19 protein-coding genes and 2 tRNA genes are annotated in these 24,101 nt (G+C 69.8%); 9 read left to right on the top strand and 12 right to left on the bottom strand.

What is annotated here, in order from left to right:
* Positions 1–209 precede the first annotated feature (209 nt).
* The 4 genes from R2J76_RS06755 to R2J76_RS06740 all read left to right on the top strand — a co-directional run bounded on the left by R2J76_RS06755 (position 210) and on the right by R2J76_RS06740 (position 3,160).
* Positions 210–818: a flagellar basal body-associated FliL family protein gene (locus R2J76_RS06755; protein WP_316415055.1), complete on the top strand. Its 609-nt coding sequence runs from the start codon at positions 210–212 to the stop codon at positions 816–818.
* A 71-nt stretch (positions 819–889) separates the two neighbouring features.
* The gene (locus R2J76_RS06750) at positions 890–1,195 is read left to right on the top strand and encodes a FliM/FliN family flagellar motor switch protein (RefSeq protein ID WP_306601532.1); all 306 of its coding nucleotides are present in this window, start codon (positions 890–892) and stop codon (positions 1,193–1,195) included.
* Between the two features lie 4 nt (positions 1,196–1,199).
* The gene (gene thiD, locus R2J76_RS06745) at positions 1,200–2,006 is read left to right on the top strand and encodes a bifunctional hydroxymethylpyrimidine kinase/phosphomethylpyrimidine kinase (RefSeq protein WP_316415054.1); all 807 of its coding nucleotides are present in this window, start codon (positions 1,200–1,202) and stop codon (positions 2,004–2,006) included.
* Positions 2,003–3,160 carry a hypothetical protein gene (locus R2J76_RS06740; RefSeq protein ID WP_316415053.1) on the top strand — a complete coding sequence of 386 codons (1,158 nt, stop codon included), beginning with the start codon at positions 2,003–2,005 and terminating at the stop codon, positions 3,158–3,160. The genes thiD and R2J76_RS06740 overlap by 4 nt, the downstream gene beginning before the upstream one ends.
* A gap of 448 nt (positions 3,161–3,608) precedes the next feature.
* On the opposite strand, the gene R2J76_RS06735 is transcribed toward R2J76_RS06740, so the two are convergent.
* From R2J76_RS06735 to R2J76_RS06720, 4 genes are all read right to left on the bottom strand, one after another.
* The gene (locus tag R2J76_RS06735) at positions 3,609–4,514 is read right to left on the bottom strand and encodes a YihY/virulence factor BrkB family protein (protein WP_316415052.1); all 906 of its coding nucleotides are present in this window, start codon (positions 4,512–4,514) and stop codon (positions 3,609–3,611) included.
* Positions 4,515–4,518: 4 nt separating this feature from the next.
* On the bottom strand, positions 4,519–4,719 hold the full coding sequence (locus R2J76_RS06730) for a hypothetical protein (RefSeq protein WP_316415051.1): 201 nt from the start codon (positions 4,717–4,719) through the stop codon (positions 4,519–4,521).
* Positions 4,720–4,786: 67 nt separating this feature from the next.
* Positions 4,787–5,410: an NUDIX hydrolase gene (locus R2J76_RS06725; RefSeq protein ID WP_316415050.1), complete on the bottom strand. Its 624-nt coding sequence runs from the start codon at positions 5,408–5,410 to the stop codon at positions 4,787–4,789.
* Positions 5,394–7,595: a RelA/SpoT family protein gene (locus R2J76_RS06720; protein ID WP_316415049.1), complete on the bottom strand. Its 2,202-nt coding sequence runs from the start codon at positions 7,593–7,595 to the stop codon at positions 5,394–5,396. Before R2J76_RS06720 ends, R2J76_RS06725 begins: the two co-directional genes overlap by 17 nt.
* 37 nt (positions 7,596–7,632) lie before the next feature.
* Here R2J76_RS06720 and R2J76_RS06715 point away from each other — a divergent pair, with 37 nt between their 5' ends.
* Entirely contained in the window at positions 7,633–8,757 is a 1,125-nt protein-coding gene (locus R2J76_RS06715; protein ID WP_316415047.1) for a molybdopterin molybdotransferase MoeA, read from the top strand.
* On the opposite strand, the gene R2J76_RS06710 is transcribed toward R2J76_RS06715, so the two are convergent.
* The 6 genes from R2J76_RS06710 to R2J76_RS06685 all read right to left on the bottom strand — a co-directional run bounded on the left by R2J76_RS06710 (position 8,752) and on the right by R2J76_RS06685 (position 16,728).
* Complete coding sequence (locus R2J76_RS06710) at positions 8,752–10,284, bottom strand: methyl-accepting chemotaxis protein (RefSeq protein ID WP_316415046.1); 1,533 nt, start codon at positions 10,282–10,284, stop codon at positions 8,752–8,754. The two genes, R2J76_RS06715 and R2J76_RS06710, sit on opposite strands and share 6 nt — an antisense overlap.
* A gap of 406 nt (positions 10,285–10,690) precedes the next feature.
* Positions 10,691–11,005, bottom strand: coding sequence for a thioredoxin (gene trxA / locus R2J76_RS06705; RefSeq protein WP_316415045.1), 315 nt, complete (start codon positions 11,003–11,005; stop codon positions 10,691–10,693).
* Positions 10,998–11,990 carry a thioredoxin-disulfide reductase gene (gene trxB, locus R2J76_RS06700; protein WP_394366788.1) on the bottom strand — a complete coding sequence of 331 codons (993 nt, stop codon included), beginning with the start codon at positions 11,988–11,990 and terminating at the stop codon, positions 10,998–11,000. Before trxB ends, trxA begins: the two co-directional genes overlap by 8 nt.
* 4 nt (positions 11,991–11,994) lie before the next feature.
* Entirely contained in the window at positions 11,995–13,725 is a 1,731-nt protein-coding gene (locus tag R2J76_RS06695) for a protein-disulfide reductase DsbD family protein (protein ID WP_316415043.1), read from the bottom strand.
* A 13-nt stretch (positions 13,726–13,738) separates the two neighbouring features.
* On the bottom strand, positions 13,739–15,214 hold the full coding sequence (locus R2J76_RS06690; RefSeq protein ID WP_316415042.1) for a M16 family metallopeptidase: 1,476 nt from the start codon (positions 15,212–15,214) through the stop codon (positions 13,739–13,741).
* Entirely contained in the window at positions 15,214–16,728 is a 1,515-nt protein-coding gene (locus tag R2J76_RS06685; protein ID WP_316415041.1) for a M16 family metallopeptidase, read from the bottom strand. Before R2J76_RS06685 ends, R2J76_RS06690 begins: the two co-directional genes overlap by 1 nt.
* A 586-nt stretch (positions 16,729–17,314) precedes the next feature.
* Between R2J76_RS06685 and R2J76_RS06680 the strand changes: the two genes are divergently transcribed.
* Positions 17,315–18,397 (top strand): TlpA family protein disulfide reductase, encoded by a 1,083-nt coding sequence (locus tag R2J76_RS06680; protein ID WP_316415040.1) that lies wholly within the window; start codon positions 17,315–17,317, stop codon positions 18,395–18,397.
* Between the two features lie 177 nt (positions 18,398–18,574).
* Here R2J76_RS06680 and R2J76_RS06675 read toward each other — a convergent pair whose 3' ends face one another.
* Positions 18,575–19,798 (bottom strand): MFS transporter, encoded by a 1,224-nt coding sequence (locus R2J76_RS06675; RefSeq protein ID WP_316415039.1) that lies wholly within the window; start codon positions 19,796–19,798, stop codon positions 18,575–18,577.
* Positions 19,799–19,852: 54 nt separating this feature from the next.
* Positions 19,853–19,945 (bottom strand) — tRNA-Ser (locus R2J76_RS06670).
* Between the two features lie 309 nt (positions 19,946–20,254).
* Here R2J76_RS06670 and R2J76_RS06665 point away from each other — a divergent pair.
* From R2J76_RS06665 to R2J76_RS06655, 3 genes are all read left to right on the top strand, one after another.
* Positions 20,255–21,856 carry a M4 family metallopeptidase gene (locus R2J76_RS06665; protein WP_316415038.1) on the top strand — a complete coding sequence of 534 codons (1,602 nt, stop codon included), beginning with the start codon at positions 20,255–20,257 and terminating at the stop codon, positions 21,854–21,856.
* Between the two features lie 113 nt (positions 21,857–21,969).
* Complete coding sequence (locus R2J76_RS06660; RefSeq protein WP_316415037.1) at positions 21,970–23,793, top strand: AMP-dependent synthetase/ligase; 1,824 nt, start codon at positions 21,970–21,972, stop codon at positions 23,791–23,793.
* A 35-nt stretch (positions 23,794–23,828) separates the two neighbouring features.
* Positions 23,829–23,919, top strand: a tRNA-Ser gene (locus R2J76_RS06655).
* Positions 23,920–24,101 lie beyond the last annotated feature (182 nt).

Genomic DNA, 24,101 nt, shown 5'->3' with positions numbered 1-24,101 from the left:
AGCGTCCCCTTTGCCCCGAACGGGTCAAACCTCCCCCGCCGGGCCCTTTCATGGAAATCGGGGCCTGGAAATGCCTGACCCGCTGGCCGGGGCTCCCCGCGGCCCTGGAATTGCTGCCCCCGGCACCAAGATTCAGGGCAAGGGCCCCCCCTTCCGATAAGATGACAGGTGCGTTTGATGGGGCGCAGCCCCTCGGATCGGGAGTTTTCATGAAGAAGATGATCATTTTCGGCGGCATCGGACTGGTGGTCCTGCTGCTCCTGGGCGGGGGCGGATTCTACGCATGGAAGGCCCTGGGCGCCAAGAAGGTCGCCGCGGCCCTGCCCGGGGACGCCGCCCAGAAGGAGGGCGCGGCGCCCAAGGAGGGGGAGGCCGCGGGCCCCGCCAAGGAGGAGGACGACGACGAGGAGGAGGCCCCGGCCAAGGGCGGGGAGGAAGGGGGCGGAGGCCCTCCGGTCATGACCCTCAACCGCCTCATCGTGAACCTGGACGGGCGCAAGAACGCCTTCCTCAAGTGCGATATCCACATCCTCTTCCGCAACCAGGAACTGGGCAAGCTGGCCGCCAGCGACAAGCCCACGCCGGAAAACAGCATCATCCGCTCCATGGTCCTGGAGGCCATTTCCGGCAAGACCGTGGAAGCCGCCTCGGACATGGAGACCCGGGAATCCATCCGCCAGGAGATCAAGGAGAAGCTCAACACCAAGTTCGCCAACCGCCACTCCAAGGAGGAGCTGGACAAGGCCAAGAAGACCGGCAAGAAGGTCAAGCCTCCCATCAAGGACGTCCTGATCGTCGACTGGGCCCTCCAGCAGTAGGACTGGCACAGGGGTTGCCGATACCCCGTCCCGCGTCCGATTCTTGACGGCCGCCCCTTCCCGGAACCCCCATGGCCAAGCGCAGCGACAGGCTCGACACCGACCGCGTCCTCACCTTCGAAACGGTGATCGGGGAGCTCATGCCGTTCATCGACACCCGGTTCCGCCTGGAGATCCAGCTGGGCACGGCCACCATGACCATCCGGGAGCTCCTGGACCTGGACGTGGGGTCCCTGGTGGAGCTGAAGAAGAGCGCCGGCGAGCCCATGGAGGTCCTGTGCAAGGGCCGCCCCGTCATGCGCGGCGAGGTGACGGTGCTGGAGGATTCGCTGGGGCTGCGGATCGTGGAGATCATCGACCCCCACCGGAAGGTCTGATCCGGTGAATGACGCTTCCTCGCCCGCCGTGCCCGTGGCCCTGTGCCTCGGCGGCATGGACCCGTCCGCGGGGGCGGGGATCCTGCGGGATGTCATGACCTTGGCGGCCCTGGGGGTGCACCCCATGGCCCTGAGCACGGCCGACACGGTGCAGAACGGCCGGGTGTGCCTGGCCATCCGCCCCCCCCGGAACCCCCTGCCCGCCTTCGACGCCCTGGTGCCCCACCTGGGGGGCCCCTGGGGCGTGAAGCTGGGCCTGTGCGCCCTGGACCCGGACACCCTGCGGGACCTGACCATCCGGCTGGAAGCCCAGGGGCCCTCGGCCCGCATCTGGGACCCCATCCTCGCCCCCACCTCCGGCGTGGGCCTCCACGATCCGGGCGCCCTGCGGGCCATGGCCGGGATCCTGCTCCGCTCCGGACCCTGGGTGGTCTCCCCCAACCTCCCCGAGGCCGCCGCCCTCGCGGGCCTGCCCACGGACGCGGACCCCGGGCGCCTGGCCCGGCCCCTCCTGGACCTGGGCGCCGGGGCGGTGTGGCTCAAGGGGGGCCACGGGGCCCTGGACCAGGTGGAGGATTTCTGGGTCACCGCCGGCGGCGTCCGCAGCCTGGGCCGCCACCCCCGCCTTCCCGGCGACCGCCGCGGCACCGGCTGCACCCTGGCCTCGGCCTGGCTCGGGTTCCGCCTGAAGGGCCTGGAGGACGCGGACGCGGCCCAGGCGGCGGGAACCTTCCTGAGGGCCGCCTGGGAGCCCGGGGCCCGCCCCGGAGGCCAGGGCCGGCCCTGCTTCGCCCCCGGGGGGCGGGCGTGAGGCGCCAGGAGGGACGGGGCTACCTGCTCCACACCGGCGACGACGTGCCCTACGCCGGGTGGGGCGGCGTGCGCGCCCTGGACGCGTCCTTCTCCGTGGCCACGGCGCCCTGGGAGGCCCTGGGCGTGCTGGCGGATCTCGCGGGGCGCCTGCCCCGGGGCTTCTCCCTCCTGTGGGACGGCCCCGTGGACTGGATCCGGGACCTCCCCCCCGAGGTGCGCCTGGGCTGGTGGAAGGTGCTCACCCACACCCGCGGGCTCACGGTCCACGTGCGGGACGAGGCCTTCGCCGACCTCCTCCGGGAACCGGCCCGGGTGGCCTTCCACGCCCCCCGCATGCCCCTGGGCGAGCTGGGCCTGGCCTGGCGCCAGGGCTGGATCGGCTGGGTCCCCCAGGAATCCGGCTCCTGGTCCCTGCCCGGCAAGGGCGCCGCCGCCGAGACCGAGAGCCCCGGCTGGCTCTGGGGCGAGCTCATCCTGCCCCTGGGCGCCGTGGAGCACCAGGACCCCGCGGACCTGGCCCGGGTGTTGGAGGACGCCCAGGCCCGTTCCGAGAAGGCCATCAGCCTGCGCATGGAGGCCGGCGCCTGGCCCATGGCCCTGCCCTTCCAGCGCCGGCGCACCGGATGGCGCGTCTCCTTCCTGGGGGGCCGGGAGTGGCAGCTCTCCGGCGCCGACTGGGACCGGGCCGCGCGGGCCGTGCGGGACCTGGCCTCCCACCTGGAGAAGGCGCTGCGCTGCCCCATCCACCCCGGCGTGAGCGCCGACCCCCGCGCCGCCGCCGACCTGGGCCGCCAGGCCATGAACGAGGGCCTCCCCTGGCGCGCCGCCCTGCCCCTCCCCCCCGCCCCCCCCTCCTTCACCCCCGCCCTGGCCGCGGACCCCCGGGACCCCGTCTCCCTGGAATCCCGCTGCGCCTTCCCCCGCCCCCTTGCCGACCTCCTCCTCCCCGCCGAGGCCCACCTCCGCGTCCCCGCCGTCCCCTCGAAGGCGCCGTCCAGGCCTTCCTGGCCGCCATCCACCCCCGCCATCCGCTGGTTCCCCCGACATCCACCCCTCCGGCCCCTTCTCCCCGAGCGCCCCTCCCCCGCCAAGGACTACCCCCTCGCCGACACCACCCGCGTCCTCCAGCCATCGCTTTTCGACGATATGTAGGGTCGGGGTCAATTAGGCGTACGTGTCCCGGATTCGCGCCCCGTTTCGTCGACGCAGGCAAGCTGCGTCGACGGAGAGCTCACGCCCCGGGGTGCGGCAGACGTGTTCGCACACTCCGGCTTCGATGGGCCTTTGGGCAGGCTGGAGGGGAGGGCCTTCCGGTTGGGCCTATGGCCCTTGGGCCCGCTTCAAGTGATCCGGCAGGAAACGGATTCGCGCCGACGCTAACCAGTCAACGTCGGCGCGGACCCCATGGCGCCGCCAGGAAACTCGAAGCGGGTCCAAGGGCCATAGGCCCATCCGGAGAGCCCGGCCCCCCCCCAGCCCCCCATCGTCCATCGAAGCCGGAGCGTGGCAACACCCACCCTCACCCCCGTCCGGTGAGCTTTCCGCTGACGCAGCTTGCCTGCGTCAGCGAATCAGTGGCGCCCGTCCGGGACACGCACGATCACCGCCCCTTCGCCACCTCGTACGCCCCCGTTTCGTGCCGGTAGAAGGCCGCCGTCACTTCCGCGCCGAGCATGAAGATGGCGCAGCTGTAGTAGAGGAAGACCAGCGCCGCCATGAGGCTGCCCAGGGAGCCGTAGAGGATGCCCCAGGTGGGGGTGTGGATGAGGTAGTAGCCGAAGCCGGCCTTGGCCACCCACCAGAGGCTGGTGGTGACGGCGCCGCCCAGGAAGGCGTGGCGGAACTTCACGTGGCGGCGGGGGATGTGCTGGAGGATGAGGGTGATGAGCAGCAGGCCCAGGCACGGCGGCAGGAAGGTGAACATGAGGATGGGGGAGAACGGGGCCTGGCGCCGGAGGCTCCATTCGAAGCCCGCGGTGAGGAGGATCACCAGGAAGGCCAGGCCCATGAGCACCACCCCCAGGCGGCGCAGCAGGTTGTGCTTGCGGGTCTGGCGGTGCACCTTGATGCGCAGGCCGAAGATGTGGGAGAGGGACCGGTCCAGCTGGTTCACGCCCCAGTGGGCGCCCACCAGCAGCACCACCCAGCTCAGGCCGATGCCGCCGATCCTGCGGCTGTGGGCGATGCTGTCGGCGATGAAGCCCTGGGGCAGGTAGGGGTACATGGACCCGATGGCCCGCTGCAGGGAGGCGCTGTAGGCGCCGCTGCCCAGCATCAGCACCAGCAGCTTGAAGAACAGCGTCGTCAGCGGGATCAGCGAAATGGTCATGAAGAAGCTGAGGCTGGCGGCGTAGGAGAGGCAGTCGTCATGGTGGTACTTCCGCAGCACCTCCCGGATGAAGTCCCCGCCCTTCCCGAAGGGGGGGAAGGCCCGCGCGGCCCGGTCGTACAGGCCATTGGCCTGGTTCGCCAGACTCGAGCGGAAATTCGAGACCGCCTGCTCCATGCCCTCAGAACCGGATGGGATGCTGGGGCAGGATGTACATCACCCACGCGAGGATCAGTCCGATGCCCAGCAGGCCCCCGGCGTACTTGAGGATGCTCTGGCGGGTGCGCTCGGGCCGGGACGTGGGCGTGAGCAGGCCCAGGATCACGGAGACCCCGACGCCCATGATGAGGAACTGGATCACGTGGCTGCTGAGGAATTTCACGGGGGGACCTGTGGGTTCGGGAGGTGGAGGGGGCAGGCTCGGGGCCTGCCATCAGGGTATCAGCCCCTCAGGTGTTGCGCAGCACGTCCAGCCACGCCTTGAGCACGAAGGCCGTGGCCCCCCAGAGGGGCGCCATGGGCAGCTCCAGCCGCGGGATGTCCAGGGCCAGGCCGCGCAGCTCCAGGCGCTGGATCCCCCAGGGGGCGCCCATGAGGGGCTCCAGGGGAAGGCGGAGGACGTCCTGGATCTCGGAGCTGAGGGTGAACCGGGGCTCGGGCTCCTCCCAGCGCAGGAAGAGCGGCGTGAACCGCGTGCGGGCCTTGGCCACCCCGTCGGGAAAGCACCCCATCTCCCAGAGGCCGTCCTTCACCCCCAGCTCCTCCTCCAGCTCCCGGCGGGCGGTGGCGGTGAGGTCCCGGTCCCCGGGCTCCACCATGCCTCCGGGAAAGGCCAGTTCCCCGGGGTGCTGGGGGGCCGTGGCCCCGCGCCGCACCAGAACCACCTCCCGGGCGCCCGCGGCGTCCCCCCACAGGAGCACCGCCACCGCGGCGCGCCGGGGGCTCTCGGGGGCCCTGGGGGAGAGCTTGAAGGGGTCCGGCCAGCGCTGGGCGACGCGCAGGCTCTCCTCCACCCGGGCCCAGGCCACGGGCTCGCCCCCGGGGGGCGGGACCCACCTACTTGATGGTTCCAAAGTAGGACCCCCTGACCCGCTCCACCGTGAAGACCCCCTTGAGCCTGCGGATGGTGCCCATGAGCTCGACGATGTGGTTGCGGTCCTTCACGCGGAGGGCGATGTAGAACACGCCTCCCCCCTCCTCGGAGCTGGAGCCGCTGAACCGCTGCATGTTGTGGCCGGCCTTCTGGATGGCGTTGGAGATGGAGGCCACCATGCCCGGGCGGTCCTCGGTGGTCACCACCAGTTCCGTGTTGAAGAGCCCCTTGGAGACCTTGCCCCAGGCCACGCTCACCAGGCGCTCCGGGTTGGGGGCGGAGGAGCTGAGGTGGGGACAGTTGGCCCGGTGGATGGAGATGCCCCGGCCCCGGGTGGTGTAGCCGACGATCTCGTCGCCCCAGATGGGCTTGCAGCACACCGCCAGGGTGTAGAGGATCCCCACGTTGTCGTCCACCAGCACCGTGTCGTGGAAGATCTCGGGGACCTTCTCCTCCTTGGCGGCCCTGCTGGCCTCGGGCACGAGGGGATCCAGGAGCTTGCGGCAGGTGACGCGGTTGAAGCCCACCTGGGCGTAGAAGGCGTCCCAGGAGGGGATCTTGAGCTCCTTGAGCCGGGCCTCCAGGGCCAGGTGGGCCTCGGGCGCGTCCAGGCGGATGCCCAGGGTGCGGGCCTCCCGCTCCAGGCGCTCCTTGCCGATGAGCACGGCGTGGGCCCGTTCCTCCTCGCGGATGTAGGTCTGGATCTTGGCCTTGGCCCCGGCCGACACCACCACGCCCAGCCAGTCCCGGCTGGGCTTGTGGTCCGCCCGGGTGAAGATCTCCACCCGGTCCCCGTTCTGCAGGGCGTGGCGCAGCGGCACCATGCGGCCGTTGACCTTGGCGCCCACGCAGTGGTGGCCCACCTCGGTGTGGATGGAATAGGCGAAGTCGATGGGGGTGGAGTTCTCGGGCAGGCTGCGCAGGTCGCCCTTGGGCGTGAACACCTGGATGCGCTGGAAGCTGAGTTCGCCCTTGAGGTTGGCCACCAGGTCCCGGCTGTCCCGGGACTCCTGGTGCAGCTCCACCATGCGGCGCAGGAAGGAGGCCTGGTTTATCTCCTGCTTGTTGGCGATCTTGCCTTCCTTGTAGGTCCAGTGGGCGGCGATGCCGGCTTCGGCGTGGTCGTCCATGTCCTGGGTGCGGAACTGCACCTCGAAGGAGTCCCCGCCGGGCATGAGGACGCTGGTGTGGATGCTCTGGTACCCGTTGTCCTTGGGCAGGCTGATGTAGTCCTTGAAGCGCCCGGGGATGGGCTTGTAGAGGGCGTGCACGAGGCCCATGGCCGTGTAGCACGAGGCCCGGTCGGGGCAGAGGATGCGGTAGGCGAGCCAATCGTGGATGTCGTCCAGGCTCTTCTCCTGGAGCCCCATCTTCTTCCAGATGCCGTAGAGGTGCTTCTCCCGGTAGAGGATCTCGGCGTGGATGCCCTGGGCCCGCAGGGCGGACTGGAGGGTCTTCTTGATCTCCTCCACCATGGGCGCGCTCTTGCTGCGCTTGAGGTCGATGGCCTTGCGCATCTCCGCGAACCGCTCGGGCTCGAGGTTGGCGAAGGCCAGGTCCTCCAGCTCGGCGCGCACGGTGCCCATGCCCAGGCGGTTGGCGAGGGGCGCGTACAGCTCCAGGGTCTCCCGGGCGATGCGGCGGCGCTTCTCCTCCCGCATGGAGGCCAGGGTGCGCATGTTGTGGAGGCGGTCCGCGAGCTTCACCAGCAGCACCCGCACGTCCTTGCCCATGGCCACCAGGAGCTTGCGCACGTTCTCGGCGTTGAGCAGGGTGCGGTCGGTGAAGTTGAGCTTGCTCATCTTGGTGAGGCCGTCGACGATGTCGGCCACCTCCTCCCCGAACTGCTTGCGCACCTCCTCGAGGGTCATGAGGGTGTCCTCCACCGTGTCGTGGAGGATGGCGCAGGCCACGCTCACGGCGTCCAGGCGCCACTCGGCCAGGGAATCCGCCACGGCCAGGGGGTGGAAGAAGTAGGGTTCCCCGCTCTTGCGCTTCTGGGAGCCGTGCATCTTCTTGCCGACCTTGAAGGCCCGGTCCAGCAGGGCCGTGTCGCCGTCGGGGTGGTGGAAGAGGAACTTGGAGCGGACCTGGTCGTAGGCCCCTTCGAGAGTAAGGCAGGAGCCCCCGCCAGGGGAGGCGTCGTCCAGGTCAAGCGTTGTCATGCCTCTATCCCGTTCCCCCTCGACTACGATATATACCATGTGCGCCGCCCCTCTCCTCCCCCTTGAAGACGCCCTCCGGATCCTGGCCGCCGCCTTTCCGCCCCCCGCGACCCCGGAGATCCGCGCGGACCGGGACGATCCGGCCCTGGACCTGAGCTCCATGGACGGGGCCGCCCTGCGCAGCCAGGACGGCGCCGCGCCCCGGCGCGTGCTGGGGACCCTCTTCGCCGGGGACGACCCCGCCGCCTTCCGGGTGGAGCCCGGCACCTGCGTGCGCATCATGACCGGGGCCGCCCTTCCCCCCGGGGCCGACGCCGTGGTGCCCGTGGAGGACCTGGTCCAGGGGCCCCAGGGCCTGACCCCCGCCGCGCCCCCCCTCCCCGGCGCCCACGTGCGCCCCCGGGGCTCCCAGGCCCGGAAGGGGGACCTCCTGCTTCCCCCGGGCGCCCCGGCCGGGGCCGGCCACACGGGGCTCCTGGCCCAGGTGGGCCTGCCCACGCCCCCCCTGGCGCGGCTCCGGGTGGGCATCGTCCCCACCGGGGACGAGATCACCGCCCACCCCGCCCCCCACCAGATCCGGGACAGCAACGGCCCCATGCTGGAGGCCCTGGCCCACGCCCTGGGCGCGGAGGTGCGCAGGCTCCCCCCCCTGCCGGACCGGCCCGAGGCCGTGCGGGACTTCCTCCTGGGCCTGGGGGACCTGCAGATCCTCCTCACCTCCGGCGGCGTGTCGGCCGGGGACAAGGACCACCTCCCCCGGGTGCTGGAGGCCATGGGCGCCCGCATCCTCTTCCACCGGATCCGCCTCAAGCCCGGCAAGCCCATGCTCACGGCCCTGCTGGACGGGCGGGTCATCCTGGGGCTGCCGGGCAACCCCGTGTCCTCCTACATGAACGCCCTGCTGTTCCTGCCCGTGGCCATGGCCGGCCTCCAGGGCCGCCGGGCCCCGGATCCCTGGAAGGAGGGGCGCCTGGCGGCCGCCGTGCCCAACCCCGGGGACCGGCCCCTGCTCCACCCCTGCCGCCGGGAGGGGAGGGACCTCCACCCCCTGCCCAGCCAGGGTTCCGCGGACCTGGTGCGCCTGGCCCAGGCCGACGCCTTCGCGTGGGTGCCCGAGGGCGGCATGGGGGCCGGGCCCACCCGGTACCTGGACACCCTATAGCCGGAATTTCTGCACCAGGTCCTTCATCTCCTCCGCCACCGTGGACAGTTCCTCGGCGGTCTTCGTGATCTCGTGGACCGTGGCCGAGAGCTGGGCGGTGGCCGCGGCGTTCTGCTCCAGGCGGGAGGAGGTGTGCTCCATGAGGCCCTTCACCTCCACCCCGGTCTGGCCCTGCTCCCGGGCGAGGCCCTCGATGCCGTGGATGCTGCCGGACACCTCCGAGATGCGGCTCCGGATGTCGTCCAGGCGCTCCAGGGTGGTGGCGACGCTCCGCACCCCGCCCTTCACGGCCTCCTGGGTCTGGCCGATGATCTCCTCGATCTCCCGGGCGGACTGGGCGCTGCGCTCGGCCAGTTTGCGCACCTCCTCGGCCACCACGGCGAAGCCCTTGCCCTGGGCCCCGGCCTTGGCGGCCTCGATGGCCGCGTTCAGGGAGAGCAGGTTGGTCTGCCGGGCGATGTCCTGGATCACCCGGATGGCCTGGTTGATGCGGGACGTGGCCTGTTCGATCTCCTTCATGCCTTCGGCGGCGCCCTGGCCGGCCAGGGCCCCCTGGTCCGTGTCCCGCACCGCCACGCCGGTTTCCGCCACGGTGCGCCGGGTGTGGTCGTCCATGGCCCGCACATTGCCCATGAGGTGCTCCAGGGCCGCCATGACGCCCTGCCCCGCCTCGCGCAGGGCCTCGCCCCCCCGGGCCGCGTCGTCCACGGTGCGGACCATCTCGTCGGCGCTGGCCGCGAGCTGGGTGCTGCCCGAGGCCACCTGCTCCGAGGCCCGCTCCACCCGCAGGAGGGCTCCGTTGAGGTCCGACACCATGCCGTTGAAGGCCGTCCCCAGCTGGCCGATCTCGTCGTCGCTGCGCACCTCGGTGCGCACCGTGAGGTCGCCCTGGGCGATGCGGAGGATGGATCCGGACAGCTCCGACAGGGGCGCCAGGATGATCCGCCGCACGAAGTAGGTGACCAGCCCGCTGATGGCCGCCAGCACCAGGATCCCCGCCCCCAGGCACAGGAGCCTGAGGTCCCGCACCTCCTTCTGCAGCCCCTCGGTGGACACCGACACCCCGAAGGCCGCCACCAGGTCCCCCACCTTCCGGTCCTTGAAGCGGTCGATGCCGAAGGCCTGGTGGCAGGTCACGCAGGAATCCTGGAGCCGGGCCGGGGCGAAGGCCACCTGGTTGGGCCGGCCCTGGGCGTCCTCGTACTCCCGGTCCATGGATTCCAGCTTCGGGTTGGCCTCGAAGGCCCGGAGCACGCCCTGCTCGTAGGCCCCCTCCTCCCCCTCCGCGGCCTTGTCGCCCACGATGACCCGGTGGTAGCTCATGCCCCGGGACCGGCAGTACTCCTCCGCCTCCGAATGCATCATGGACCGGGAGGTGGTGGCCAGGGAGGTGAGGTGGTCCCGGAAGGCCCGCTCCGCCCCCCGGGACTGGAGGGCCCCGATGAACAGCACCACCGCCCCCACCACCACCGCCAGGGCGCCCCCCACAGGCAGGAAGAACTTCAGAGCCAGCCCACGCTTGACCATGGAAAACTCCGGCAGACGGATTACCTGAGTGTGATCGGCATCCTCGGCCGGGGAATTGAATTCCGGGGGGGGGATGAAAGCCCGGGGGCATGGGCGGGCCATTGGCCTGTGTCCTGGGCTGGGCACGCGGGCAAGGTCCGGTCATTCTCCCCTTCATCCCATTCATCCTGTTAATCCCCGTTCCCGCAGGGCCAAGGCCGGGATGGGTCGGGGCATGCTGATCCATCGCGCGCCGACCCACCCCGGCCTTGGCCCTGCGGGAACGGGGATTAACAGGATGAATGGGATGAAGGGGATGAAAGCCCGGGATTCGGTCACTCCCGGCCGACGGGCCAGGCCATCGTTTTACTGGAATGGCTATACGCTGGCTTCGGTAGTGATAGGCGGGGTGGGTCGGAGATTTGCCCTAGAGGACGGCCTCCACCAGGGCCCGGATCTGGGCGGCGTGGAGGGAACCGCGCTGATCCAGGCGCTTCCCGTCCTTGAAGAGCACCAGGGCCGGAATGGACATGATGCCCAGGGAGGCCGCGGTCTCGGGATTGGCGTCGATATCCATCTTCAGGATCCGGGCCCGGTCCCCCAGGTCGGCGGCGACCTTCTCCAGCACGGGGGAGAGGGCCTTGCAGGGGCCGCACCAGGGGGCCCAGAAATCCACCAGGGTCACGCCCTGGGCGATGGCGGCGGCGAAACCGGCGTCGGAGACGGAGGCGAGGTCAGACATGGGAGGTCTCCCGGGAAGGGGGGCAGGTTTCGGAAAGCCAGCGTTCGGCGTCCACGGCGGCCATGCACCCGGATCCGGCGGCGGTGATGGCCTGGCGGTAGGTGCTGTCCTGCACGTCGCCGCAGGCGAAGACGCCCGGGACGGGGGTGCGGGTGGAGCCCTTCTCCACCAGCAGGTAGCCGTTCTCGTCCGCGGGGAGGGCGCCCCGGAGGAAGGCGGTGTTGGGGCGGTGGCCCACGGCCACGAAGAGCCCCTCCACCTCCAGCAGGGACGGGCTCCCGTCGCGGGTGTCCTTGAGCCGGAGGGCCCGGAGCTTTTCCACCGGGTTTCCGGGGGAGGTTTCCACCCGCCGGGTTTCCAGATCGGCCACGGCCTGGTTCCAGTGGAAGGTGATTTTCGGGTTGGCCTTGGCCCGCTCCTGCATGGCCTTGGAGGCCCGCAGGGTGTCCCGGCGGTGCACCAGGTGCACGTGGCGGGCGAAGCGGGTGAGGTAGAGGGCCTCCTCCAGGGCGGTGTCGCCCCCGCCCACCACGGCCACCTCCTTGCCCCGGTAGAAGAACCCGTCGCAGGTGGCGCAGGCGGAGACGCCCCCGCCCCTGCGGCCCAGCTCCTCGTCCTTGCCGATGCCCAGCCACTTGGCGGAGGCGCCCGTGGCGATGACCAGCGCGTCGCAGGTGTAGTCCCCGGATTCCGTCACCACCACCATGGGCCGCACGTCCAGGTGGGCCGAAAGGACGGTTTCCGGAACGATCTCCGCGCCCAGGCGCAGGGCCTGGGCCCGCATCTCGTCCATGAGCCCGGGGCCCGGGATGCCCTCCCGGAAGCCCGGGTAGTTCTCCACCTCGGTGGTGATGGTGAGCTGGCCTCCGGGCTGGGCGCCCTCCAGCACCAGGGGCGCCAGGTTGGCCCGGGAGGCGTAGATGGCCGCGGTGTAGCCCGCGGGGCCCGTGCCGATGATGATGATCCTGCGGTGGTTCATGGTCATTCCTCTAGTGGCGGAGCCAGGTGAGCATGTCGGCGGGGGTCCGGAAGCCCAGGCTGCGGCGCACCTCCCGGCCGTCCCCGTCCAGCAGGACGACGGTGGGGAAGCTCCGGATCCGGAGGGACCTGGCCAGGTCGGGGCGGACCTTGTCGGCGTCGATCTTCACGGGCACCGCATTGTCCTTGATCCAGGCCGCCACCTGCGGGTCGGGCCAGGTCTTCTCGTCCAGTTCCTTGCACTGGGCGCACCACACGGCGAAGGTGTCCAGGAGCACCAGCTTGCCCTCGGCCTTGGCCTGCGCCAGGGCCTTCTCGTAATCGGTGCCCCAGGCGCCGGGGGCCTTTTCGGCGGCGGCCGCGGCGGGGGCGGGAAGCAGTTTGAGGTCCAGGCCCGTTTCCACGGCCCGGAAACCAAGGAGGACGGCCAGGGCCACCAGGAAGATGGCGAAGCCCTTGCGGATCTGCCCGGTGAGCCCCTCTCCGGGTTCGAAGGCGCCGAACACCGCGGCGCCGGCGAGGGCCGTGACGGTCCACATCAGGAAGCTCGCCCATTCGGGAACCACGAGGCGCACGTTCCAGGCCGCGAAGCCCAGCACCACCAGGCCCATGACGTACTTGAAGCGGGTCAGCCAGTCCCCGCTGCGGGGCAGCGCGGCCGAGAAGGTCCCCACCACCAGGAAGAGGACGCCCATGCCGATGGCGAAGGTGAAGAGCTGGATGCCCCCCCTCACGGCGTCGCCCTGCTGGGCGATGCCCACCAGCACCGTGCCGATGATGGGCCCCACGCAGGGCGCCGCCAGGGGCCCCAGCACCAGGCCCATGAAGAAGGCGCCCAGATAGCCCTTGCGGGGGCCGCCGCCCTGGAGCCGGTTCTGCAGCCCCTGGGGGAGGGCCAGTTCGAAGGCCCCGAAGAGCGACAGGGAGAAGGCCGCGAAGAGCACGGAAACGGGAACGAGGAAGGCCGGCTTCTGGGCGAAGGCGCCGAAGGTGGCGCCGCTCCTGGCGGCCACCACGCCGAGCGCCGTGTAGGTCACCGCCATGCCCAGGACGAGGGCCATGGAGAGGCTGAAGCCCTTGAGGCGGCCCCCCCCATCGCCCCGCTTGGCGCCGATGATGGCCATGGTGATGGGGATCATCGGATAGACGCAGGGGGTGAGGCTGGCGCCCATGCCCGCCAGGAACACCACGATCAGGCTGATCAGGAAACCGCGCCGGGGTTCGGCCGGAGCGGGGGCGGGCGGCGGTGGGGCCTGGGGCGGGGCGGCCTTCAGCTCCGGGGCCGGGGCGGGTTCCACCTCGGGGGCCACGGCCTTCGGGGCGGGTACGGACTCCTTGAGGGCGGGGATCTCCGCCGCCGCGACCTTGAGGCGGCGGGTGGTGGGCGGGAAGCAGTTCCCCCCCGCCCCTTCCGTGCAGGGCTGGTACTGGACGTCCAGGGCCACCTCGCCCTTGAGGCCGCTGCCGGCCACGGGGATGCGCACGGCGCCGTGGTAGATGTCCTCGTTGAGCTCATCCTTGGCGTCGGCCCTGGGCAGGGGGCCGGCCTTGAGGCTCCCCGGCTTCGAGGCCAGGGTGACCTCGGTGAAGGATTTCTTGATGTGGGCGCCCTTGGGGGCGGTGATGACCACGGCCCCCTTCTCGTAGGCCACGGAGACATCCGTCTCGGGATCAAAAGCGGAAGCCTGGATGGCCATGGCGCCGGCGAGGGCGAGGAAGGTGAGGATTCGGCGGAACGGCATGGGGTCCATCCAGTCAGGAAAGGGGCAGGAGGGTGAGGGGATCCCGGGAGGGGAGGTGGACCAGGGGCAGCGGGGCGACGTCCTTCAGGGCGCCGGGGTGGTCCTTCACGTCGCCGGCCTCTGCCTCGGCGGCCTTGCCTACGACGAGGATCACCAGCTGGCTCGGGTCCAGGTACTTCCGGGCCGCGCGCTGCACGTCGGCGGCGGTGACGGCCTGGATCTTTTCGCGGAAGCCCGCCCACCAGTCCTCGGGCCACCCCGCCAGGTCCTCGTCGGCGAAGGTGTTCACCACGTTGGCCTTCCTGCCCCATCGGGAGGGAAAGGCTTCGACCATGCTGTCCTTGATCACGGCCAGTTCCTCGGCGGGCACGGGGGTGTCCCGCAGGCGCTGGATCTCGGCCAGGGCCAGGCGCAGGGCGTAGGCCACGGAGCGGTTCTTGGTCTGCAGGGACCCGCTCCAGTTGCCCTTCCAGTGGGCGCCGTCCCCGAGGCCGGTGCCCACGCCGTAGGTGAGCCCTTCGTCGCTGCGGATCTTCTTCATGAGGCGCGAGGTGAAGCCGCTGCCGCCCAGCACCTGGTTCAGGACGAGGGCCGCGTGCCAGTCGGGATCGGTGCGCCGCAGCCCGGGCAGGGCGAAGCGCACGAGGCTCTGGGGCACGTCCTTGTCCACCACGTAGATCCCGGGCTTGCGGCGGAAGTCGGGGGCCGGGACCTTGGGGCTGGCCTTGGCGGCGGGACCGGGCTTGAGGGCGCCCAGGGTCCTTTCCAGGAGGCCCAGCATGGCCTCCCGCTTGAACCGGCCCGAAACCGACACCACCAGGTTGGCGGGATGGAGGAGCCGGGCGTGGAAGGCGGCCATGTCCTCCCGGGTGATGGCCTTGAGGCTGGCGCCGGTGATGCGGGCCGAGCTGAAGTGGTCTTCGCCGTTCAGGAGGCGGGGCATCTCGCCCTTGGCGATCTCCTCGATCCGGTCGTTGCGGGCCAGGAGGCCCTGCAGGAGGTTCGCCTTGGCCTGGTCCAGGCGGTCCTGGGCGAAGGCCGGGGCGGTGAGCACCTGCATGAAGAGCTCCAGCCCCTCCTTGAGGTCCTTCTCCATGAACTGCATGTCCACGTACCCGGAGGTCTCCCCCAGGCCCGAGCCGATGTTTCCCGCCAGGAATTCCAGGCGCTCGTCCAGGGCCGCCGCGGCGGTCTTCTCCGTGCCGCCGGCGCGCATCTGCATGCCGGTGAGCGCGGCGAGGCCCTCCTTGCCCCGGGGGTCCAGGTAGGACCCGCCCTTGATGAGCACGCGGATCCGCACGAAGGGCAGGTCCGCGGGGTCCCCCGCCACATAGGCCGGGATGCCGTTGCGCAGCCGGGCCTTGAAGGCCGCGGCGCGGGGGGCCTCGAATTTCAGGGGCTTGAAGGTGATCTGCTCGGGGCGCGGGAAGGTCCCCTGGGCCAGGAGGCTCCCGCCCAGGAACAGGGCCAGGATCATGGGTCGGGCCATCACTTTGCCTCCTTGCGACGGATCACGAGCGTGCTGCGGTTCCCGGGGACGAAATACTGGCGCGCCACCCGCTGGACATCCTCCCGGGTCACCGCCGCGAGGTGGGCGGGGTCGGCCAGGAAGTCCTTGTAGGTCCCCGCGCCCTCGGCCTCGGCCAGCTGGCTCAGCAGGTCCATGTTGTTCTCCATGCGGCCGTAGGTGGCGGCCTGCACCTGGTTCTTCACCTTCTGGAGCTCCCTTTCGGTGATGCCGTCCTTCTGGATGCGCTCCACCTCCTGCAGGAGAAGGCGCTCCACCTCCTCCGGCGTGTGGCCGGGGGCCGGGACCCCGCCCAGGTAGAAGAGGCCGCCGAACTTCATGGAATTGTTGCCCGCGCCCGCGTCCACGGCCACCTTCCGGCCGATCACCAGCTCCCGGTTCAACCGCCCGGAATTGCCGTTCAGCACGGCGCTGAGCACGTCCAGGGCCGGGGCGTCCCGGTGGACCGAAGGCACCCCCTTGTGCACGCACTGGACCATGGGCATGGCGTCGGCCGCGGCCTCGAGGCGCTGCTCGGCGCCCTGGGGCGGTTCCAGCGTCGTCACCTTGGGGGGGACCGCCGCGCGGCCCGGGATGGCGCCGAAGTAGGCCTTGACCAGGCCGAAGGCCTCCTCGGTCCTGAAATCGCCCACGAGGATGGCCGTGATGTTGTTGGGCGCGTAGTAGGTGGAGAAGAAGGTGTCCGCCTGGTCCCGGGTCACGGTGGCGATGTCGCTGGGCCAGCCGATGACGGGCCAGGTGTAGGGGTGGGCCTGCCACACCATGGCGTTGAAGGTCTCCTGGACCTTGCCGGTGGGGGTGGCCTCCACCCGAAGGCGGCGCTCCTCCAGGACCACGTCCCGCTCGCTGTAGAATTCCCGGAAGACGGCGTTGCGGATCCGGTCCGCCTCCAGCCAGGCCCAGAGCTCCAGCTTGTTGGCTGGCACCTGGATGTGGAAGAAGGTGCGGTCCGGGGTGGTGTTGGCGTTGAGGCCCGTGGCTCCGGCCTGCTTGTACACCTTGTCCAGTTCGTCCTTCACGATGAGGCCGCGCTGCTCCTTCACCAGGGCGTCCAGCTCGCCCAGGAGCCGCTGGTGGCGGGGGCTGCGCACCTTCGGATCGTTGAGGTCCTGGATCTCGCCCCGCCGGAGGCGCTCGCGCAGCAGGTCCAGCTCGGCGCGGATGCCTTCCATGGTGCGGTCCTGGAGGGCGTTCAGCTCCGCGTCCCGGGCCGGGTTCCGGGTGCCGATCACCTTGGTCCCCTTGAACATCATGTGCTCGAAGAGGTGCGCGATGCCGGTGATCCCGGGGCGCTCGTCGGCGCTGCCCACCCGGGCCACCCACCCGCAGGCGATGGTGGGCTCGTCGTGGCGCTCGACCAGGAGGACCCGCATGCCGTTGGGCAGGGTCCGTTCGGTCACGGGAAGGTCCTGGGCGGCGAGGGGAGCCAGGGCGCACAAGGCTGCCGCGGCCACCCGGCCTGGGGTGGGAATCATGGGTCCTCCTGGGTCATGGGGAATACGGGGTGCCGGTGGGGCGGGAACGGGAACGTCCCCTGGCATCCATCATTTTCGGACGGGGGGGCCTTGACAACATGTGGTTCAGTGAATTATCGAAGGGGTTTTAACCCGAGAAAATAGCCATGTTAATATAAATCATTTCAAAATTTAGGTTCATTGTTGGACCGGGGTCACGGCAAGACATGACACCTCCGGTGCACGCATGGGGTCGGGGTGGCGGGAGGGAATCCGCTTCCCTTCCTTTCCCGGCGAACCTCTGCGAGTCCTCTGCCCCTCAGCGTTTGGAAGGTTCCATGACAGGCCGATGCGATCGGATGAGGACCGGATCGGATCGGGGCTGTGGGGAAAACCCATCGCCGGGGCGCGGAGGACTCGCAGCGGGACGCAGAGGAAGGGAAAGAGATCCAAACCAATTAATATTAATTTTTATATACGGCTTTCCCACGGGTTAAAACCCTTGAAAGACTTCATCACACTTCATCCGGAATTCCTTCCGGAGGCGGGGATCATTTCGGGGTGCAGGCCGCGCGTCGCGGACCGTGCCGCAGCCCCAGGAGGTCCCATGCTCCACCCTTCCCGCAGAATGCTCCTCCCGGCCCTGGTGGCGGGCATCGCCGCCTTCGCCCATGCCGGCACCCTCAAGGTGGGGGATCCGGCCCCTCCCCTTCCCGTGGCCGCGTGGTTCAAGGGAAAGCCGGTGACGGCCTTCGAACCGGGGCGCATGTACGTGGTGGAATTCTGGGCCACCTGGTGCGGGCCCTGCCGGACCAGCATTCCCCACCTCACGGAGCTGGCCCGGAAGTTCGCGGGCAAGGTGGACTTCGTGGGCATCAGCATCCTGGAGAAGAAGGCGGGGCCCGCGGACAAGGGCTACCTGAAGGGCGTCGAGGCCTTCGTGAAGGAACAGGGGGACAAGATGGTCTACCACGTGGGCGCCGACGGCCCCGCCGGGACCATCGCCGACACCTGGTTCAAGCCCTCGGGCTCGCCGGGAATCCCCACGGCCATCCTCGTGAACGGCCAGGGACGCATCCACTGGATCGGCCACCCCATGGAGCTCGATCCGGTGCTGGACGCCGTGGTGGCGGGCACCTTCGATGCCAGGGCGGCCGCCGCCAAGAGGGAAGCCGAGACCGAGCGCAGGGCGAGGGACGAAAAGGCCATTCAGCCCTTCTTCGCGGCCATGCGCAAGGGGGACTACGCCGAGGCGGCCCGGGTGGGGGCGGAACTCTTCCCCACCCATCCGTCGGTGGAAATGAGCTTCGGCCACGTCTACTATTCCGCCCTCGCCCACACGGACCCCGCCAGGGCCGACGCCTACGCCCGGGCCCTCGCGGCGGGCCCCTTCAAGGACAGTGCCCCGGGCCTCGCCATGCTGGCCGGGACCATGCTCGAGAATTCCGCCCAGGAGGCCGGCCTGATCGTCAAGGTGGCGGACCAGGCCCTCCTCGCCGCCAAGAGCCAGGACGATCCCTACTTCCTGGACATGTCCGCCCAGGCCCACGCCAGGGCGGGGGATTTCAAGGTGGCCGCCGAACGGGAGGCCCGGGCCCTGGCCACCGGCAAGGTCCCCGAACCCCAACGGGAAGCGGTGACCGCCCGGCTGAAGTCCTACCAGTCCCACGGATCGCCCGCGAAGGGGTGAGAGGGTTCGGACGGGGCTGGGGCTTGCCGGGCTTGGTGGCGGGGCCCAGCCTGCCCTGCCGGGGGCTGCGGGGGGAATCAGCCGGGTTCCGGTGGGTCGGGGCGCCGGGCTGGAACCGCATGGGCCGACCCGTGCCCCGGGAACCTCGTCGCTCAAACCTGCGGCCCCCGGCGGGGGCTATTCCACGAAATCCAGGTCCCGGCCATGGGTCTCCTGGAGCCCCATCAGCGAGACTGCGGCCAGGGCGAAGCATGCCGCCCCGACGATCCAGGCGCTGCCCACGAAGCCCAGGCGGTCCTTGAAGTACATGAAGCCCAGGGTGATCAGCGGGACCGCGCCGCGCACGAAATTGGGCACGGTGGTGGCCACCGTGGACCTGAGGTTGGTGCCGAACTGTTCGGCGGCGATGGTGACGAAGACGGCCCAGTAGCCCGCGGACAGGCCCAGCCAGCCGATGAGGGCGTAGTACAGGGCGGGGCGCAGGCCCCGGACGCCCAGGTACGTGGCCACGCCCAGCACGGACAGGGCGAGGAAGAGCGCCACCACCTTCCGGCGGCTGCCCAGGGCCTGGCTGAGCAGGCCCGAGCAGAGGCTGCCGAGGGTGATGCCGCTGTAGCAGAAGGCCACGGCGGTGCCGGCATTCACCGGGCCGGCGACGCCCAGGCGGGGGGCGAATTCCGGGGCCAGGTTCACCAGGATCGCCACCACGAACCAGGTGGGAAGCCCGATGAGGATGCAGCGCAGGTAGCGACCCAGCCGACCGGCGTGGGTGAACAGGCTCAGGAAGTCGCCCCGGGCCACGCCGCTGGTCTTTTCCTTGTTGAACATGGCGCTTTCGCGGATGCCGATGCGCATGACCAGCAGCAGGAGTCCCAGGCCGCCGCCCATGAGGTAGCCCATGCGCCAGGGCAGGTAGCGGCCCACCAGCCCCGCCGCCACCGTGCCGAAGATCCCCACCGCCGCCACCAGGGTGGTGCCGTACACCCGCAGGTCCCGGGGCAGGATCTCGCTCACCAGGGTCACGGCCGCGCCCAGTTCCCCGGCCAGGCCGAAGCCCGCCAGGAACCTCCAGAGCATGTAGGTGTGGGTGGAGTGCACGAAGGCGTTGGCGATATTGGCCACGGAATAGAGGGCGATGCTTCCGAACAGGGTGGAGAGCCGGCCCTTCTTGTCGCCCAGGACCCCCCAGAAGATCCCCCCCAGGAGCATGCCCACCATCTGGGCGTTGAGCAGGTTCTTGTAGGCCTCCAGCTGGGCCGGCCCCAGGATGCCCAGGTCCGTGAGGCTGGGCTGGCGCAGGATGGGGAACAGCAGCAGGTCGAACATGTCCACGAAGTAGCCCAGGGAGGCCACCAGGACGGTGAGGCTGAGCACGGAGCGGAGGCGGGAGGCTTGGGGCATGGATAGATACTACAAAGAAAAAGCCCTTGATTTCCAAGGGCTTCTTCATGCTTTTGGCGGAGAGAGGGGGATTCGAACCCCCGGTACTGGTTTACCCAATACACTCGCTTAGCAGGCGAGCCCGATCGGCCACTCCGGCATCTCTCCAGGTGACTTTCCATCGTAACCGTAGGGGGCTCCGCGGGCAAGGTACCATCCTCGGGCCCCGGGGATCCGCCCCTCCCGAGGAGCCCCCGGGGAACAGAACCTCGGCACGGTCATTATTATTTCGACATCAAATTTCTATAAGTAGTTTTTTTGCAACTTATACCATGACTTCTATTGACATGCCCAGGCGAAGGATTATTGTTCCGTTCAACCATCACCCTGGCGGGAGCGAGCCCGCAGCCGGCATCGGCTGCGCGGGGTCGGCCCCCCGCATTTCCCATCGGGCCCTCCCCGGGCCCCGGAGGCCCCATGCCCAGATCCCTCTCCCTCGCCCTCCTCGCCCTGGGTTCCACCCTGGCGGCCCAGGAAGATGCCTTCCTGGGCTCCCCGGAGCAGCTGCTGGTCCAGGAGCTCAAGCCCAGCCTCGGCCTGGGCCGGGAGGACGCCGTGAAGGTCCGGGCCATCCTGCCCGACCCCCTCACCCAGGGCCGGGACGCCCGCATCGCGCAGTTCTACAAGGGGGTGAAGGTGATGGGCGGGGAGGGCATCCTCCACCTCTCGGGGCCCCGCACCCGGTCGGTCACCGACGCCTTCGTGAAGGGCCTGGACCTGGACACCACCCCGGACGTTCCCCCCGGCGAGGCCCTGGCCGTGGCCCTGGCGGAACTGGCCCCCCGGGGGACGCCGCGAACGCCGCCCACGTCCACGCTGGTGGTGGCGAGGCTTCCGTCGGGCGATGTCCTGGCCTACCGCATCCACGCCGAACTCGATACCGGCGCCCTGGAACCGGTCCACATGGACTTCCTGGTGGACGCGCGCACCGCCAGGATCCTGAAGCGCTGGTCCTCCCTGCGCACCGGCAGGGCCGCCATCGGCAAGGGGATCTCCCAGTTCAGCGGCCCGGTGACGCTCAACACCACCACCTTGGCCAAGGGGAAGGGCTTCGAACTGCGCGACTGGACCCGCGGCAGGACCGGGAACATGGTGGTCAACCTCGACCACGGGACCGGCGACGACGACGGGAAGATCTTCACGAGCGACACCAACACCTGGGGCGACGGCCTGAACTACGGCGGGGGCGCCACCACCGCCGCCAACGGCGAGACCGCGGCGGTGGACGCCGCCTACGGCCTGCAGGCCGCCTGGGACTACTTCGCCAAGGTGGTTGGGCGCAAGGGCCTGGACGACAAGGGCACCGCGGTCACCATGCGGGTGCACTTCGGCAAGGACTACGACAACGCGTTCTGGGCCGACGCCTGCCAGTGCGTGTCCATCGGCGACGGCCACTACTTCAAGGCCCTGGCCTCCCTGGACATCATCGGCCACGAGCTGGCCCACGGCTACTGCCGCGCCACCGCGGACCTGGAGTACTACGGGGAGAGCGGCGGCCTGAACGAGGCCAACTCCGACATCAACGGTACCCTCATCGAGTTCTACGCCCGGGGAGGCTCGGGCGACACCATCGGGAACTGGGGCGGGAACTGGACCATCGGGGAGGACGTGGCCCGGCCCGAACACCCCGACCCGCTGCGGTACCTCTACAAGCCCAGCAAGGACGGCGCCAGCCCCGACGCATGGTCCCCGGACCTGCAGTTCCTGGACGTGCACCACAGCTCGGGCCCCATGAACCGGTGCTTCTACTTCCTCAGCCAGGGCGCCAGCCCCAAGCCCAGCTCCGATTTCTACACCTGCTCCCTGCCCAAGGGCATGGAGGGCCTGGGCAATGACCGGGCCGGACGCATCTGGAACCGGGCCGTGACCCGCTACCTCACCTCCGGCAGCGGCTACAAGGAGGCCCGGGAGGCCTGCGTCAGCGCGGCCAAGGATCTCTACGGCGCCGGCGGCCCCGAGGAGCGGGCCGTGTGGGACGCCTTCCACGGCATCAGCCTCGGCCCCGCCTGGCCCCGGTGACGCCGTATTTTTTCACACGGGGAAACGCCCCCGGAAGCCCTTTCGGGGGCTTCCGTGCGCCGCGGAAATGCATCTGCTAACATGCGCATTGCCATTTCCCTGGAGTCCCCCCTTTGGTTCAGACCATTGCAGAGCTGTTTTATGAAAGCCTGAAGTTCGACCTGCCCGATGCCCTGGCCTCCAAGGTGGACGGCGCCTACCGGCCCATTTCCCACCTCGAGCTCCAGGCGAAGGTGGAGCGCCTCTGCCTGGCCATGGACGCCCGGGGCCTGCGCAAGGGGGACCGGGTCGGGATCCTCTGCGACAACCGTCCTGCCTGGGCCATCATGGACTTCGCGTGCTCCCTCCTGGGGGTCGTGAGCGTGCCCATCTACCACACCCTCACGGCGGAACAGACCTCGTACATTCTCCAGCACAGCGGCTCCCGCTGGATCCTCACGTCCAACGGCGCCCAGTTCAACAAGATCAAGGCCTCCACCAGCCGCCTCCCGGAACTGGAGACGGTGGTGGTCCTGGACGGCATGCCGCCCGAGCCCCACGGCCTCAACTGCCTGGCCTGGGACACCCTCATGGCCGAAGGCGAGGCCCTGGACGCGCGCCGGCCCGAGGTGAGGGCCTGGGCCGCCCAGCGGGTCCCCGACGACCTCCTCACCCTCATCTACACCTCCGGCACCACGGGGGACCCCAAGGGCGCCATGCTCTCCCAGGGCAACCTGGCCTCCAACATCGTGGCGGTGGTGGAGGTGGCCATCGTGGCCCTGCGCCCGGAGCGGGGCGACCGCTGCCTTTCGGTGCTGCCCCTGTCCCACATCTTCGAGCGCACCGCGGGCCACTACACCATGTTCCACCTGGGCATCGCGGTCTACTACGCCGAGAGCCTCATCTCCCTGCCCCAGAACCTCCTGGAGGTCCAGCCCGCGGTGCTCATGGCCGTGCCGCGGATCTTCGAGAAGATCTACGCCAAGGTGCGCGACGCGCTCACCTCCGGGGGCCTCGCCAAGCGCATGGTGTTCAGCTGGGCCCGCTCCACCTGCCACCGCGTGGTGCGCTACCTCTACTTCGACAAGCAGCCCGGAGGCCTCACCAACCTGGCCTGGAGGCTCGCCGACCGCATCCTGCTCTCCAAGGTCCGGGACAAGACCGGGGGCCGCCTGCGCTTCTGCGTCACCGGCGGCGCCGGCATCAATCCCACCATCATGGAATTCTTCTGGGCCATGGGCGTGCCCATCTACGAGGGGTACGGACTGACGGAAACCAGCCCCATCCTCACCCTCAACAAGATCGGCCGCGTGCGCCCGGGCTACGTGGGCCACCCCATCCTCAAGACCTGGAACGGCCGGCCCTTCCTCAAGCTGGGCCCCGACGGGGAGATCCTCTGCCAGGGCCCCAACGTCATGCGGGGCTACTGGAAGAACGAGGAGGCCACGAAGGAGGTGTTCGACGCGGAAGGCTACTTCTGCACCGGCGACGTGGGCGAGATCGACCCCCAGGGCCGGGTGAAGATCACCGACCGCAAGAAGGAGATCATCGTCACCAACGGCGGCAAGAACGTGGCCCCCCAGCCCATCGAGAACGCCCTGCGGGACGATCCCTACATCGAGCAGGCCATCGTCGTGGGCGACCAGCGCAACCACCTGGCCGCCCTCATCGTCCCCCACTTCCCCGCCCTGCGGGACTGGTGCCAGCGCAAGCAGCTGCCTTTCAAGGACGACGCCGAGATGCTGGCCAACCCCAAGGTCTACGCCAAGATCATGACCCGGGTGAACCACACCAACTCCCACCTCCCCGCCTACGAGCGCGTGCGCAAGATCGCCCTCCTGGACAAGGAGCTGACCCCCGAGAGCGGCCTCCTGACCCCCTCCCTCAAGCTCAAGCGGCGCATCGTGAACGAGGCGTTCAAGGACATCATCGAAGGACTCTACCGGGCCAATGCCTAGCGGACCCCTGGGGTCCCGTGGCATCATCCTGGAAGGGAAGGCTGGCCGAGTGGTTTATGGCTCTCGTCTTGAAAACGAGCGTGGGTGATGAGCCCACCGGGGGTTCGAATCCCTCGCCTTCCGCCAGTGCTACCGTTAAGCCCTTAAAATAAAAGGGCTTAATTTGCGGTTGCCGGCCGTGCGGCCGAAGGCTGGGATCCGGATGGCCTCCCCCAAGCCGCCCCCGCCGCCTCGATGGGGAGAAGGGGCCTTCAAATCCAGCCGAAACGTCGACCATCCCCGTCCATCCCCGGCAAAAACAGCCTCTG

This window comes from Mesoterricola silvestris (assembly GCF_030295405.1).
Classification (GTDB): domain Bacteria; phylum Acidobacteriota; class Holophagae; order Holophagales; family Holophagaceae; genus Mesoterricola; species Mesoterricola silvestris.
This window is presented reverse-complemented; position numbering and strand designations above follow the sequence as displayed.

Bases quoted from the DNA above. Each gene is read 5' to 3' on its own strand.
- R2J76_RS06710 (WP_316415046.1), bottom strand. From the start codon at position 10,284: ATGGTCAAGCGTGGGCTGGCTCTGAAGTTCTTCCTGCCTGTGGGGGGC.
- R2J76_RS06675 (WP_316415039.1), bottom strand. From the start codon at position 19,798: ATGCCCCAAGCCTCCCGCCTCCGCTCCGTGCTCAGCCTCACCGTCCTG.
- R2J76_RS06735 (WP_316415052.1), bottom strand. From the start codon at position 4,514: ATGGAGCAGGCGGTCTCGAATTTCCGCTCGAGTCTGGCGAACCAGGCC.
- R2J76_RS06680 (WP_316415040.1), top strand. From the start codon at position 17,315: ATGCTCCACCCTTCCCGCAGAATGCTCCTCCCGGCCCTGGTGGCGGGC.
- trxB (WP_394366788.1), bottom strand. From the start codon at position 11,990: ATGACCATGAACCACCGCAGGATCATCATCATCGGCACGGGCCCCGCG.
- R2J76_RS06665 (WP_316415038.1), top strand. From the start codon at position 20,255: ATGCCCAGATCCCTCTCCCTCGCCCTCCTCGCCCTGGGTTCCACCCTG.
- R2J76_RS06755 (WP_316415055.1), top strand. From the start codon at position 210: ATGAAGAAGATGATCATTTTCGGCGGCATCGGACTGGTGGTCCTGCTG.
- R2J76_RS06750 (WP_306601532.1), top strand. From the start codon at position 890: ATGGCCAAGCGCAGCGACAGGCTCGACACCGACCGCGTCCTCACCTTC.
- R2J76_RS06695 (WP_316415043.1), bottom strand. From the start codon at position 13,725: ATGCCGTTCCGCCGAATCCTCACCTTCCTCGCCCTCGCCGGCGCCATG.
- R2J76_RS06690 (WP_316415042.1), bottom strand. From the start codon at position 15,214: ATGGCCCGACCCATGATCCTGGCCCTGTTCCTGGGCGGGAGCCTCCTG.
- R2J76_RS06685 (WP_316415041.1), bottom strand. From the start codon at position 16,728: ATGATTCCCACCCCAGGCCGGGTGGCCGCGGCAGCCTTGTGCGCCCTG.
- trxA (WP_316415045.1), bottom strand. From the start codon at position 11,005: ATGTCTGACCTCGCCTCCGTCTCCGACGCCGGTTTCGCCGCCGCCATC.
- R2J76_RS06720 (WP_316415049.1), bottom strand. From the start codon at position 7,595: ATGACAACGCTTGACCTGGACGACGCCTCCCCTGGCGGGGGCTCCTGC.
- R2J76_RS06715 (WP_316415047.1), top strand. From the start codon at position 7,633: ATGTGCGCCGCCCCTCTCCTCCCCCTTGAAGACGCCCTCCGGATCCTG.